At 69.0% G+C, this 13,461-nt stretch carries 11 protein-coding genes; 1 reads left to right on the top strand and 10 read right to left on the bottom strand.

Annotated features, from left to right (window positions below; translation table 11 throughout):
- Window positions 1-17 precede the first annotated feature (17 nt).
- The 4 genes from lpdA to rpmE all read right to left on the bottom strand — a co-directional run bounded on the left by lpdA (window position 18) and on the right by rpmE (window position 4,006).
- Window positions 18-1,403, bottom strand: a complete 1,386-nt coding sequence (gene lpdA, locus ABZX92_RS00350; protein ID WP_355551648.1) for a dihydrolipoyl dehydrogenase — start codon at window positions 1,401-1,403, stop codon at window positions 18-20.
- A gap of 9 nt (window positions 1,404-1,412) precedes the next feature.
- Window positions 1,413-2,621 (bottom strand): acyl-CoA thioesterase/bile acid-CoA:amino acid N-acyltransferase family protein, encoded by a 1,209-nt coding sequence (locus ABZX92_RS00345; protein ID WP_355551645.1) that lies wholly within the window; start codon window positions 2,619-2,621, stop codon window positions 1,413-1,415.
- A 22-nt stretch (window positions 2,622-2,643) separates the two neighbouring features.
- Window positions 2,644-3,708 (bottom strand): peptide chain release factor 1, encoded by a 1,065-nt coding sequence (gene prfA, locus ABZX92_RS00340; protein WP_355551643.1) that lies wholly within the window; start codon window positions 3,706-3,708, stop codon window positions 2,644-2,646.
- An 85-nt stretch (window positions 3,709-3,793) separates the two neighbouring features.
- Complete coding sequence (gene rpmE / locus ABZX92_RS00335) at window positions 3,794-4,006, bottom strand: 50S ribosomal protein L31 (RefSeq protein WP_045313107.1); 213 nt, start codon at window positions 4,004-4,006, stop codon at window positions 3,794-3,796.
- A 255-nt stretch (window positions 4,007-4,261) separates the two neighbouring features.
- On the opposite strand from rpmE, the gene ABZX92_RS00330 reads away from it, so the two are divergent.
- Window positions 4,262-4,648, top strand: a complete 387-nt coding sequence (locus tag ABZX92_RS00330) for a hypothetical protein (protein WP_355551640.1) — start codon at window positions 4,262-4,264, stop codon at window positions 4,646-4,648.
- A 99-nt stretch (window positions 4,649-4,747) separates the two neighbouring features.
- On the opposite strand, the gene rho is transcribed toward ABZX92_RS00330, so the two are convergent.
- The 6 genes from rho to argS form a co-directional block, all read right to left on the bottom strand.
- On the bottom strand, window positions 4,748-6,784 hold the full coding sequence (gene rho / locus ABZX92_RS00325) for a transcription termination factor Rho (protein WP_355551638.1): 2,037 nt from the start codon (window positions 6,782-6,784) through the stop codon (window positions 4,748-4,750).
- Window positions 6,785-7,106: 322 nt separating this feature from the next.
- Window positions 7,107-7,958 carry a homoserine kinase gene (thrB, locus tag ABZX92_RS00320; RefSeq protein ID WP_355551636.1) on the bottom strand — a complete coding sequence of 284 codons (852 nt, stop codon included), beginning with the start codon at window positions 7,956-7,958 and terminating at the stop codon, window positions 7,107-7,109.
- Window positions 7,955-9,007: a threonine synthase gene (gene thrC, locus ABZX92_RS00315; RefSeq protein WP_355551633.1), complete on the bottom strand. Its 1,053-nt coding sequence runs from the start codon at window positions 9,005-9,007 to the stop codon at window positions 7,955-7,957. Before thrC ends, thrB begins: the two co-directional genes overlap by 4 nt.
- Window positions 9,004-10,305: a homoserine dehydrogenase gene (locus tag ABZX92_RS00310; protein WP_355551630.1), complete on the bottom strand. Its 1,302-nt coding sequence runs from the start codon at window positions 10,303-10,305 to the stop codon at window positions 9,004-9,006. The genes thrC and ABZX92_RS00310 overlap by 4 nt, the downstream gene beginning before the upstream one ends.
- Window positions 10,306-10,308: 3 nt before the next feature.
- A complete protein-coding gene (gene lysA, locus ABZX92_RS00305; RefSeq protein WP_355551627.1) occupies window positions 10,309-11,727 on the bottom strand; it encodes a diaminopimelate decarboxylase in 1,419 nt (472 codons plus the stop codon).
- Window positions 11,727-13,355 carry an arginine--tRNA ligase gene (gene argS, locus ABZX92_RS00300; RefSeq protein WP_355551624.1) on the bottom strand — a complete coding sequence of 543 codons (1,629 nt, stop codon included), beginning with the start codon at window positions 13,353-13,355 and terminating at the stop codon, window positions 11,727-11,729. Before argS ends, lysA begins: the two co-directional genes overlap by 1 nt.
- Window positions 13,356-13,461: the final 106 nt, after the last annotated feature.

Below are 13,461 nucleotides of genomic sequence, written 5' to 3'. Positions count from 1 at the left end.
ATCGGGTGGAAGTTATCTCAGAAGTTGATCATGTGCCCGGCCAGGCCGTGCACCGCTTCCTTGACGGCCTCGGACAGGGTCGGGTGCGCGTGGACGTTGCGCGCGACCTCGTGGACGGTGAGGTCCCACTGCTGCGCCAGCGTCAGCTCGGGCAGGAGCTCGGTGGCCTCGGGGCCGATGATGTGGCCGCCGAGCAGCTCGCCGTGGGTCTTGTCGCTGATCAGCTTCACGAAGCCGCCGGGGTCGGCCAGGCCGTGCGCCTTGCCGTTGGCGGTGAACGGGAACTTCGCGACCTGGACGTCGTAGCCCTTCTCGCGGGCCTGCGCCTCGGTGTAGCCGAACGACGCGATCTGCGGCTGGCAGAACGTCGCCCGCGGGATCATCACGTAGTCGAGCTCCATCGTCTCCGCACCCGCGATGGTCTCGGCGGCGATGACGCCCATCGACTCGGCGGTGTGCGCGAGCATCAGCTTCGCGGTGACGTCACCGATGGCGAAGATGTGCGGCACGGACGTGCGGCCGCGGCCGTCGATGTCGATCGCGCCGCGGTCGGTCAGCTTCACGCCGGTGTTCTCCAGGCCGTAGCCCTCGACGCGCGGCACGAAACCGATGGCCTGCATGACCTTGTCGGCTTCCAGCACTTCCTGAGCGCCGTTCTTCGACACCGTCACGCGGACCTTCTGGCCCGACTCGTCGATCGACTCGACGCGGGTGCCGACCCGCACGTCGACGCCCAGCTTCTTGTAGCGCTTGAGCAGCTCGGCGGACACCTCTTCGTCCTCGAGCGGCACCATCCGGTCGAGGAACTCGACGATGGTGACCTTCACGCCGTAGTTGTGCATGACGTAGGCGAACTCGACGCCGATCGCACCCGCACCGGCGATGATGATCGACTCGGGCAGCTGCTCGGTCATGATCTGCTCTTCGTAGGTCACGACGCGGTCGGACACCTGCGTGTTCGGCAGCAGGCGGGTCGTGGCGCCCACGGCGATGATCGCGTGGCCGAAGGTGATCGTCTCGTCCCCGACGGTCAGCGTGTGGTCGTCGGTGAAGTTGGCCCACCCGTTGTACTCGGTGATGCCGTTCTTCTTCATGAGGAAGTGCACGCCCTTGACGCGCCCGTCCGCGACCTTGCGGCTGCGCTGCCACGCGGCGCCGTAGTCGAAGCTGACGGTGCCCTCGACGTTGATGCCGAACGTCTTCTGCTCGTGCGTGAAGATGTGCGCGAGCTCAGCGTTGCGCAGCAGCGCCTTCGACGGGATGCAGCCGACGTTCAGGCAGACGCCGCCCCAGTACTTCTCCTCGACGATGGCGGTCTTCAGCCCGAGCTGAGCCGCACGGATCGCGGCGACGTACCCGCCGGGACCCGCACCCACGACCACGACATCAAAGTGTGCGCTCATAAGCACACCCTAGGTCCCGAGCTGCTCCTGCAAGAACTCAACCGTCCGTTTCCAGGCGTTCGCCTGAGCATGCGCGGTGGCCTGCGGAACACCACCACCCGAGAAGGTGACACCGGGCCCCGGATAGGTCACCTCGGTCGCCGGACGGTACGGCGGGGCCGCGATCAGGTGTCCTGCCTCGGGATACACGACGTGCTCGAACGGGAACGGGTGCTCGTGATCCTTCAGCCGCCGCATCGCGACGTCGCTCAGCTCGGTCGACGGCCACCCGTCGTCGTGCCCGGACGAGATGAGCAACACACCGCCGACGATGTTCTCGACGCGGATCTCGGTGTCCTCGGGAATGCCGTCCGACGTGTCGAAAGCGAGCCGCAGCGGCACGGGCTCACCGTTGACGATCTTCGACCGCAGCTCGTCGCCCACGTAGTACGGCAGGTACGGCAGCGGCTCGCCCTTCAAGGTCCACGACGCCGCGTCGTGCTGGAGGATCTGCAGCAGGTTCGCGCCGGGCCCGATCCCCTGCGTCACCACGCCGCTGCCCACCACGCTCACGACGGCCCTGACCTGCGGGAACGTCGCAGCGACCAGCAACGCCAGCTCACCACCGCGCGAGCCACCGATGACGCCGATCTCGCCGCAGCGTTCGGCGAGGTACTCGATCGCCGTGCCGAAGTACTCGAGCGGGATGTCGACGAGGTGCTCGGGCAGGTCCTTCATGCCGAAGTAGCCGAGCGCGAACGCCACGAACCCGTGCGCGGCCAGCAACGCCGCGTCCGACTCGTGCAGCCCGCCCTCCGAGCCACCCAGCACGATCACGCCCGGCAGCTCGGCTCCGTCGTCCTCAGGGGCGAACAGCGTGCCCACGAGCCCGTTCTCCCGCACCTCGACGCGCTCGACGCCCTCGGGCACGGTCAGCCGTTCGAGGAGGCGGTCACCGACGCCCTCCACCGACAGGCACATCGGGCTCGGCTTGCCCCCGGTGTGCTCCAGCGACCAGAACAACCCCATCGGGTCGACGCCGCGATAGCTGCCGTCGACCGGCGCGTGCCTGGTCAGATCAACGACACCGCGGTCGTCGGCGGTGAAGACGGCATGGGACGCACGGTCGCCTGTGGACAGTTGAACGGTGATCTCGTCGCCGGGCTTCAGCCCCACGACGACGATGTCGACCGGTTGGTCAAGAGGCGCGACTTGGGGATTCACCAGGATCTCGGCCACAACGCGCCCCTCTCACGTCGGATTACCCGCCTGCGAGCCGTTCTGCCCGGTCGGCGGCGGCCAGCGCGTCCACCACCGCGTCCAGGTCACCGTCGAGCACCTGGTCCAGGTTATGCGCTTTGTACCCAACCCGGTGATCAGAAATTCGCGATTCGGGGAAGTTGTAGGTCCTCACCCGTTCACTCCGGTCAACGGTCCGGATCTGGGTGCGACGCGCGTCACTCTGCTCCTGCGCCTTCTGCTCCTCCGCGAGCGCGGCGAGGCGGTACCTCAGCACGTCCATGGCGCGCGCCTTGTTCTGCAGCTGGCTGCGCTCGTTCTGACAGGAGACGACGATGCCGGTCGGCAGGTGCGTGATGCGGACCGCGGAGTCCGTGGTGTTGACCGACTGCCCACCCTTGCCCGACGACCTGTAGACGTCGACGCGCAGGTCCTTCTCGTCGATCTCGACCTCGGCGGTCTCCTCGGCCTCCGGGAACACGAGAACGCCGGCCGCGGACGTGTGGATGCGTCCCTGCGACTCGGTGACGGGCACGCGCTGCACCCGGTGCACGCCGCCCTCCCACTTCAACCGGCTCCACACCCCGTCCGGCGTGGCGGACTTGGTCTTGATGGACACCGTGACGTCCTTGAACCCACCCAGGTCCGAGTCCGTCCCGTCGAGCATCTCGACCTTCCACCCGTGCCGTTCCGCATACCGGGTGTACATGCGCAGCAGATCGCCGGCGAACAGTGCGGACTCCTCGCCGCCCTCGCCGGACTTGATCTCCAGCAGCACGTCGTCCCCGTCGTGCGGGTCACGCGGCAGCAGGAGCTCGGTGAGCTTCTCCTCCAGCTTCGGGAGCTGCTCCTGGAGCTGCTCGACCTCTTCCTGGAACGACTTGTCCTCGGCCGCGAGCTCCTGCGCGGCCTCGAGGTCGCTCTTGGCCTGCTCGATCTCGCGAGCCGTCTTCACGATGGGCCCGAGCTGGGCGTACCGCTTCCCGAGCTTGCGCGCGCCCGCCTGGTCAGCGTGCACGCTGGGGTCGGCGAGCTTCTTCTCGAGCTCGTCGTACTCGGCGAGCAGGCTGTCCAGCGACTGCGACACTTGAGGACTCCTTGTAGTCGGGCTCGAAGACGGCAAACGGCGCCTGCCTCGGCACGAATGCCGAGGTCAGGCGCCGTTGAAGCAGCTACTTGTTGCGCTTGCCGTAACGCGCCTCGAAGCGCGCGACGCGACCGCCGGTGTCCAGGATGCGCTGCTTGCCCGTGTAGAACGGGTGGCAGTTCGAGCACATCTCGACGCGAACCTCGGTCGCCGAGGTGGTGCTGCGCGTGGTGAAGGCGTTGCCGCAGCTGCACGTCACCTCGGTGACGGTGTACTCCGGGTGGATTCCAGTCTTCAAGATCTTGTCCCTTTCAAGGATGGCCGCCGGGTCCCAGTTGGTGAACGGGTGAACCGGAGCCGGACTCGACCATTTAGTTTGCCAGACGCTTCAACACCAGCAAAAACGCGGTTGTTCCCGAGCCCTTCGCAGCACGTCGCAGGTGGCGGAAGTCACAACCACTCAACGTCTCTGATACGCCGTTCGGCGCAAGGTGCGGCCGTTCGGCCACATACGGCTCCGTGTTGTTGGTGAGCTTCCATCACACTGTGTGCCGTGTTCTGCACTGCCGAGCGGCCCCTGAGCCAGCGCCTGTGGCTGGCCGTGCCGTTCCTCTTCTCTTTCGCCGTGTTCGGCCTGATGGGGTCGGCAGGCCTGATCACCGCGTCCTGGAAGACGGTGGCGCTGTCGCCCATCGTGTCCGGGGCCGGCGTGGCGGTGGCCGCGGCCATGTCGAGCGGCGTGCGCTGGAGGCGTCCGTGGCAGCGGATCTGGCTGCGGTGGCCGTACCTGGTGGCGGTGCTGGCGTTCGGGGTTGTGGTGGGCGCGGTGGAGGTTCCCGCGCTGGTCACGACGGTGGTCGGGCTGCCGGTGCTGCTGGGGCTGGTGTTCCAGTGCCTGGTCCAGAACGACGAGAGCCAGCCGGCCTCGGACTGCCGCTGAAGGAACCGCGGTCCACACTCGGCATTCGAGTGACACAGATGCGAAAGACCCCCGGTGACCAGCACCGGGGGTCTTTTCACGTGAAACTTGCGCGAGCGATCAGTCCTGCTCGGCGCCCGGCGTCGTCTTCGCCACCTGCATCAGGAACTCGATGTTGGTGCGCGACTTCCGCAGCCGGTCCAGCAGGAGGTCGATCGCCTGCTGGCCATCGAGCGCGTGCAGCACCCGACGCAGCTTGTGCGTGACCGCCATCTCGTCCGGCGAGAGCAGCAGCTCTTCCTTGCGAGTACCCGACGAGTCGACGTCCACAGCCGGGAACGTCCGCTTGTCCGCGATCTTCCGGTCCAGCTTGAGCTCGGCGTTGCCCGTGCCCTTGAACTCCTCGAAGATGACCGAGTCACCGGCGGAACCGGTCTCGACCAGCGCCGTCGCGATGACGGTCAGCGAGCCGCCGCCTTCGATGTTGCGGGCGGCACCGAGGAAGCGCTTCGGCGGGTACAGCGCAGTCGAGTCGACACCACCGGACAGGATCCGGCCGGAAGCCGGGGCAGCCAGGTTGTACGCACGGCCCAGACGCGTGATCGAGTCGAGCAGCACGACCACGTCGTGGCCCATCTCCACCAGACGCTTCGCCCGCTCGATCGCGAGCTCGGAGATCGTCGTGTGGTCCGACGGCGGCCGGTCGAAGGTGGAGGCGATGACCTCACCCTTCACCGAACGCTGCATGTCGGTGACCTCTTCAGGCCGCTCGTCCACCAGGACAACCATCAAGTGGCACTCGGGGTTGTTCGTGGTGATCGCGTTGGCGATCGACTGCAGCACCGACGTCTTACCGGCCTTGGGCGGCGACACGATCAGGGCGCGCTGGCCCTTGCCGATCGGCATCACCAGGTCGATGACACGGGTGGTGAGGATGTGCGGCTCGGTCTCCAGGCGCAGACGCTCGTTCGGGTAGAGCGGCGTCAGCTTGGTGAAGTCCGGGCGGTTGCGCGCCTCTTCCGGGTCCAGGCCGTTGATCTTGTCGACGCGGACCAGCGGGTTGAACTTCTGGCGCTGCTGCTCGCCGTCGCGCGGCTGGCGGACGGCGCCGGTGAGGGCGTCGCCGCGGCGCAGGCCGTACTTGCGGACCAGCGACAGCGAGACGTAGACGTCGTTCGAGCCGGCCAGGTAGCCCGACGTGCGGACGAACGCGTAGTTCTCCAGCACGTCCAGGATGCCCGCGACCGGGAGCAGGACGTCGTCGTCGCGGACCTCGGTCTCGCGGTCCGGACGCTCGCCGCCCTCGTTGCGACCACCGCGGCGGCGACGGTCGCGGAACCGGCCACGACGGCCGTCGCCGTCGTCGTCGTTCTGCTGGCCACCACCCTGGCGGTCGCGGTTGCGGTCACGCCCGCCGCGGTCACCACGGTCCTGGCGGTCGCCGCGGTCGGAACGCTCGCTGCGCTCCTGGCGGTCGCCACGGTCCTGACGCTCACCGCGGTCAGAGCGGTCACCGCGGTCGGAACGCTCGTTGCGCTCCTGGCGGTCGCCACGGTCCTGGCGGTCACCGCGGTCCTGACGCTCGGAACGCTCGCCGCGCTCGGGACGCTCAGTGCGCTCCGGACGTTCGGCACGCTCAGTGCGCTCGGCGCGTTCAGGGCGCTCGGTCCGCTGCTCGGCCTGCTGACCGTCGCCGGCCTCGGCGTTTCCGCCACCACGGCCGGAGCGACGACGGCGGTTGCCACGGCGGCCGCCCTCGTCGGACGAGCCGGACTCGGCAGGGGCAGCGGCGGCGGCAGCGGGCTTCTCCGCTACCTCGAGCTGCTGCTGAACAGGCTTCTCGGCGACTGCGGGCTTCTCGGCGACCGGAGCCTTGACGGCAGCCTTTTCGGCTTTCGCAGGCTTCTCGGCTTTCGCAGGGGCACCAGAGCCCTGCTTCTCCTTGATGGCCGCGATCAGGTCGCCCTTGCGCAGACCTGCGGTTCCGGTGATGCCCATTTGGCCGGCGAGCTCACGCAGCTCCGCGAGCACCATGCCGGACAGACCCGCGCGGCGGCGCGGCGTCGTGCCGTTCGAAGGGGTGGACAGAGCGGTCTCCTCGGCTCCAGAACCAGAAGCAGCTGCGACATCGCTGCTCAGCAAATCGGTGTTGCTCACACATGTCCTTCCTGACCAGGCCCCGCCTCCTACGTGGCCCAGCGGACCCGTCTTCCCACTTCAACTGGGGAACGACGGTCAAGTCCGATGCAGACGGAAGCACACACCGCTTCCGGCAGGCACGGGACTTTTCTCAGGTCACACGGCGATCGGGTGCCTCTTTTGCGTCCACCCCGCCCGCACGGCACAGGGCCGGAACACAAAAGGATTGCGACTCGGAACGAGTGTCCGAGCGCGACACCGGCGCCCGTGCGCGCGGTGACTGATCGCCCCCGAGGGTAGACGCCGGTCCCCCGGCATGCAACAACCGGGGTCGGGCGTGTCAGTCCAATGGCCGAATGCGCACGCCGGCGGCGTCGACGTCGAGTCTCCGCACGTCGAAGCCGTGCACGTCGACCTCGGCCGGAAGATCGCCGAACGCGATCACGGTGGGTCCCGCTCCGGACACGCAGGCGGGAACACCGAGCTTGCGAAGATCGTTGATCACCCGGACGGTGTCGGGCCAGGCGGGCTCGCGGTAGTTCTGGTGGAGGCGATCCTCAGTAGCGGCAAGGAGAACAGCGGGATCCGACGTCAGCGCGTGCACCGCCAGGGCAGCCCGTCCCGCGGCGTGCGCGGCGTCCGCGTGGGGCACCTCCGCCGGGAGCAGGCCGCGCGTCGTCTTGGTGGACGACTCCTGGGACGGGATCAGGACGACCGGGCGCACTCGTGCGTCGGCTTCCATCCGCACGGCGCGGTAACGCTCTCCCTCAGACCACGCAACGACTACGCCGCCGAACAAAGAGGCCGCCGCGTTGTCCGCGTGGCCCTCGAACTCGGCAGCGATTTGCAACGCGTCCGTGTCCAACTCGCGACCCGTCAGGGTGAATCCCGCTGCGACACCCGCCACGATCGCTGCCGCCGACGAGCCCAGTCCACGTGCGTGCGGAATGGTGTTGCGGCACCGCAGCGCGAGCCCACCCGTGTACCCGGCGGCGCGGACGGCCCGCACGACGAGATGGGTCTCGTCGAGCGGGACATCGCCTGCTCCGGCGCCGTGCACCGTGATCGAGAGGCTGCCCTGGTCGGCGGTGGCCACCTCGACGTCGTCGTACATGCCGAGCGCCATGCCCAGCGCGTCGAACCCCGAACCGAGGTTCGCGGTCGACGCGGGGACGGAGACGAGGAACTTCACGCGAGCTCCAGCGCGTGCGCGACGGCTCCGGGATCGACCGGCACGGGCTCGACCTCGGTGACGCCGAGCAACGCGGTGTCGGGGTCCTTCAGACCGTGGCCGGTGACGGTGCACACAACCGTGGATCCGCGCGGCAGCCGGCCGTCTTCGGCGGTCATCAGCAGACCGGCGATGGACGCGGCCGACGCGGGCTCCACGAAGATGCCCTCCGACGACGCCAGCAGCCGGTACGCGGCCAGGATCTGCTCGTCCGTGACGGCGTCGATCAGGCCGCCGGACTCGTCGCGGGCGTTGATCGCACCCGTCCACGACGCCGGCGAGCCGATCCGGATCGCGGTCGCGATGGTCTCCGGGTTCGCGACGGGCTCACCGGACACCAGCGGCGCGGCACCCGCGGCCTGGAACCCGTACATCTTCGGCAGGCCCTGGTCGTACGACGTGTAGCCCTTCCAGTACGCGGTGATGTTGCCCGCGTTGCCGACCGGGAGGCAGTGCACGTCCGGCGCCTGGCCGAGCACGTCGCAGACCTCCCACGCGGCGGTCTGCTGACCGACCAGCCGCACCGGGTTGACCGAGTTCACCAGCGTCACGGGGTACTCGGCCGCGGTCTTCGACGCGAGCTCCAGGCAGTCGTCGAAGTTGCCGTCGATCTGCAGGATCTTCGCGCCGTGCATGACGGCCTGCGCGAGCTTGCCCATCGCGATCTTGCCGCTGGGCACCAGCACGGCCGCCGTCAGACCCGCCTTGGCCGCGTACGCAGCCGCGGAAGCCGACGTGTTGCCGGTGGAGGCGCAGATGACCGCCTTCAGACCGGACGCGAGCGCGTACGTCATGGCCACGGTCATGCCGCGGTCCTTGAACGAGCCGGTCGGGTTCGCACCTTCGACCTTGACCCACACGTCCGAGCCGGTGGCCGCGGAAAGCCTCCGAGCGTGCACCAGAGGCGTGCCGCCCTCGTGCAGCGTCACGACCTCGGCGCCCTCCGGGATCTCGATGCGGTCCCGGTAGGCGTTGATGAGTCCGGGCCAGCCAGCTCTGACAGCACTCACTCTTCGCCCTCCACCCTCATGACGCTGACGACGTCCCGCACCACGGGGAGGCCACCGATTTTGTCCACAGTGGACCGCAGCGCGGCGTCGGTCGCCGCGTGCGTGACGATCACCAGGCTGGCGTCCTCGGTGCGCCCTTCCTGGCGCACCGCGGCGATGCTCACGTCGTGCTCGGCGAACACCGCGGCGACCTGCGAGAGGACACCGGGCTTGTCCGCCACGTCGAGGCTGATGTGGTAGCGCGTGGGCGTGTTCCCCATGGGCTGCACGGGAAGCGCGGCGTAGGCCGACTCGCGCGGACCGCGTCCGCTCGCGACCTTGTTGCGCGCCACGGCGACCAGGTCGCCGACGACCGCGCTGGCCGTCGGGGCGCCACCGGCACCCTGCCCGTAGAACATCATCTCCCCCGCCGCGTCTGCCTCGACGAACACCGCGTTGAACGCGCCGTTGACCGAAGCCAGCGGATGCGTCCTGGGGATCATCGCCGGGTGGACTCGAACGGCGACGGATTCCTGACCGGACGGCGACGTGACGCGCTCACAGATCGCGAGCAGCTTCACCGTGCGCCCCAGGCCCTTCGCCGCCGCGATGTCCGCCGCGGACACCGAACGGATGCCCTCGCGGTACACGTCCGCGGCCGTCACCCGCGTGTGGAACGCAAGGGAGGCAAGGATCGCGGCCTTCGACGCGGCGTCGAACCCGTCGACGTCCGCGGTCGGGTCGGCTTCGGCGTAACCGAGGCGCGAGGCTTCTTCGAGCGTCTCTCCGTAGCCCGCACCCGTGGCGTCCATCGCGGACAGGATGAAGTTCGTCGTGCCGTTCACGATGCCCATGACGCGCGTGATCCGGTCTCCCGCAAGGGATTCCCGCAACGGGCGCAGCAACGGGATCGCACCGGCGACGGCGGCCTCGAAGTAGAGGTCCGCACCGGACGCGTCGGCGGCCTCGAAGAGCTCCGGACCGTGCTCGGCCAGCAGCGCCTTGTTCGCCGTGACGACGGACTTGCCCGCCTTCAGCGCGTCCAGCAGCAGCCCGCGCGTCGGCTCGATGCCGCCGATGACCTCGACGATCACGTCCACCTCGTCCGACGCGACGAGCGCGGCGGCGTCCGTGGTGAGCAGGTGCTCCGGCACTTCGCGGTGCTTGTTCGGCCTGCGCACGGCGATGCCCTTGAGCTCAACCGGCGCGCCGATGCGCTGGGTGAGGTCCTCGGCCTGGTCCGTCAGCAGCCGGACTACCTCCGTGCCGACCGTGCCGCACCCCAGCAGCGCGACCCGGATCGGTTTGTTCTCCGGCACCGTTCATACCTCCAGACGGAACAGATCGTCCTCGGTCTCGCGGCGCAGCAGCAGCCGCGCCTCTCCACCGGTCACCGCGGCGAGCGCGGGCCGTGGAAGTCGGTTGTACCCGCTCGCCATCGAGTAGCAGTAGGCCCCGGTCGCAGCGATCGCCACCAGGTCTCCCGGCGCCAGGTCATCCGGCAGCCAGCAGTCGCGAACCACGATGTCACCGGACTCGCAGTGCTTGCCCACCACGCGGCACAGCACGGCCCGCGACTCGGGCTCCGCGGCGCGCGACACGAGCCTGCAGTCGTAGACCGCGTCGTACAGCGCCGTGCGGATGTTGTCGCTCATGCCTCCGTCGACGCTGACGTACCGGCGGCGCGCGCCACCGTCCAGCTCGACGTCCTTGATGGTGCCGACCTCGTACACGGTGACCGTGCCGGGCCCGACGATCGCGCGGCCGGGCTCGACCGCGATGCGAGGCATCTCCAAGCCGTTGTGCTCGCACTCCTTCTGCACGATGTTGTGCAGCTGCCGCGCCAGCTCGGCGGGCGGGGGCGGGTCGTCGTCCGGCGTGTACGCGATGCCGAGGCCACCACCGAGGTCGACGACGGTCAGCGAGGCGATGTCGCCGTGCTCCTTGCGGATGTCCGCGAGCAGGCCGATCACGCGCCGGGCCGCGACCTCGAAGCCGGACGCGTCGAAGATCTGCGAGCCGATGTGGCTGTGCAGGCCGACGAGCTCGAGGCCGGTCGCCTTGAGCACGCGGCGCACCGCCTCGGCCGCGTCGCCGGAGGACAGCGAGAAGCCGAACTTCTGGTCCTCGTGCGCGGTCGCGATGAACTCGTGCGTGTGCGCCTCGACGCCGACCGTGACGCGGATCAGCACCGGCTGCACCACACCGCGTTCGCGCGCGATGGCGTCCAGGCGCGCGATCTCGTGGTAGCTGTCGAGCACGATCCCGCCGACGCCCGCCTCGACGGCCGCGATCAGCTCGGGAACACTCTTGTTGTTGCCGTGCAACGCGATGCGCTCGGCCGGGAAGTCCGCCTTGAGCGCGATCGCCAGCTCGCCGCCGCTGCAGACGTCGATCGAGAGGCCCTCTTCGGCCACCCACTTCGCGACCTGCACGCTCAGGAACGCCTTGGACGCGTAGTGCACGAGCGTCGGGTCGCCGAACGCCTCGGCGTGCTCACGGCACCGTGCGCGGAAGTCCTGCTCGTCCATGACGAACAACGGGGTGCCGTACTGCTCGGCCAGCCCGCGCACGTCCACGCCCGCCAGCTCCACGACGCCGGAAGCGTTGCGGGAGGCGTTGCGCGGCCACACGTTCGGCGGCAGGTGGTCGAGCTGCTCAGCGGTCGAGGGGCGGTCGCCGGCGGTGTTGCCGGGGACCATCACGTCGGCGTGCCGGGGTCCGGCCGGGTGCGCGCGCATCACATGCGCTCCGGGGCGGCCACGCCGAGCAGGCCGAGGCCCGCGGCGAAGACCCGCCTGGTCGCGTTGACGAGCTGAAGCCTGACCTGGTGCAACGGAGTCGTCTCCTCATCACCGCGTGGCAGCACGCGGCAGTCCTGCTGGAAGCGGTGGTACGTGCCCGCGAGCTCTTCGAGGTAGCGAGCCACGCGGTGCGGTTCCCGGAGCTCGGCGGCGGTGGCCACCACTCGCGGGAACTCGCCGATGGTGCGGATGAGGTCGCCCTCGCGCTCGTGGGTGAGCAGCGCGAAGTCCTCTCCTGGGGTGATGCCGAGATCAGCGGCGTTGCGCAGGATCGACGACGTGCGCGCGTGGGCGTACTGCACGTAGTAGACCGGGTTGTCGTTGCTGTGTTTGCGAAGCAGGTCGAGGTCGATGTCCAGCGACGAGTCGACGCTCGACCGGATCATCGCGTAACGGGCCGCGTCCACACCGACCGCGTCGACCAGGTCCTCCATCGTGATGACCGTGCCCGCGCGCTTGCTCATCCGCACCGGCTGGCCGCCGCTGACGAGGTTCACGAGCTGGCCGATCAGCACCTCGACGCTGTCCGGGTCGTCGCCCAGCGCGGCCGCCGCGGCCTTGAGGCGCGCGATGTAGCCGTGGTGGTCCGCACCGAGCATGTAGATGCAGAGGTCAAACCCACGGCCGCGCTTGTCGACGAGGTACGCGATGTCGCCCGCGATGTAGGCGGGGTTCCCGTCGCTCTTGATGACGACGCGGTCCTTGTCGTCACCGAAATCCGTGGACCGCAGCCACCACGCGCCGTCCTTCTCGTACAGCGACCCGTTGGCCTTGAGCTTCGCGATCGCCTCGTCCACGCGGCCGCTCTGGTGCAGTGAGTCCTCGTGGAAGTAGACGTCGAAGTCGGTGCCGAAGGCGTGCAGGCTGCTCTTGATCTCCTCGAACATGAGCCCGACGCCGACCTTGCGCACGGTCTCCGGGTCGGTCAGCGCACCTGGTTCGCGCCTGAGGACCTCCGCCGCGATGTCGCTCACGTAGGTGCCCGCGTAGCCGTCCTCGGGGGCCGGCTCGCCCTTCGCGGCGGCGATCAGAGACCGCACGAACCGGTCGATCTGCGCACCCGCGTCGTTGAAGTAGTACTCCCGCGTGACCTCGCCGCCACGGGCTTCGAGGATCCGGCCGAGCGCGTCACCGACAGCCGCCCAGCGCGCGCCGCCCAGGTGGATGGGGCCGGTCGGGTTCGCGGAGACGAACTCCAGGTTGATCTTCTTGCCGGCGAGCTCAGCGCCGGTGCCGTAGCCGTCCTTCAGCGCGTCCTCGACGATCGCGCCCTGCGCCTCGGTGGCGATGGTCAGGTTGAGGAAGCCGGGACCCGCGACGTCGGCCTTCGCGATGGCGGCCTGGGTCAGCAGGGCCTCGGCGAGCCACGTCGCGAACTCGCGGGGCTGGACTCCGACCTTCTTGGCGAGCTGCAGCGCGATGTTCGTGGCGTAGTCACCGTGCTCGGGGTTCCTGGGTCGCTCGACCGTCACCTGCTCAGGCAGAGCGGCGGTGTCCAGGCCTCGGTCCGCCAAGAGCCGGGCAACCGTGGTCCGAACCAGATCGGCGAGCGCTTCAGGTGTCACGACGCATGAGTCTAGAGGCGCGTTGTCGCAGGTCTCGACCGGGTTACCGGGTCTCGGAGGGTGAGACGGCAAGTGTTAACGACCACGTGGTATCGCCCTGCGCTGA

Source organism: Lentzea sp. NPDC006480, assembly GCF_040611995.1.
Lineage (GTDB): Bacteria > Actinomycetota > Actinomycetes > Mycobacteriales > Pseudonocardiaceae > Lentzea.
The sequence above is the reverse complement of the archived record's forward strand: the minus strand, read 5'-3'. Positions and strand labels throughout refer to the sequence as shown.